The sequence below is a fragment of the Geobacillus sp. BMUD genome (genome assembly GCF_013096845.1).
In the GTDB taxonomy this organism is placed as follows: Bacteria; Bacillota; Bacilli; order Bacillales; family Anoxybacillaceae; genus Geobacillus; species Geobacillus vulcani.
The window spans coordinates 1-250 of the sequence record NZ_SDLA01000113.1; the positions used below are offsets into that span (position 1 = coordinate 1).

The window sequence follows — 250 nt, forward strand, 5'->3', positions numbered from 1 at the left end:
TTGTGAGTCTTTTTAAATAGGCGAGAATACGGTATCGTGAATTTGTTGCCGTCTATACGAATCTGGCCAGTGATCAGTGAATGAAAGCCATCTTTTTTAAGATATTTTGGAATACTGATAGCCTTGTAGTCATATTTTCCTTGTTTGGCAAGACTGATCAAACCAAAGAAAGATTTAAAGGCTTCATTGACCTTTTTTAAAATTTGCTGTGCCATGTTGCTGTTTAACAGCTTATAGTTTTCGTTAGTTT

1 pseudogene is annotated in these 250 nt (G+C 34.8%); it reads right to left on the minus strand.

Annotated features, from left to right (window positions below):
- A pseudogene (locus tag ETC05_RS18005) lies at positions 1 to 250 on the minus strand (RNA-guided endonuclease TnpB family protein); the annotation flags it as partial.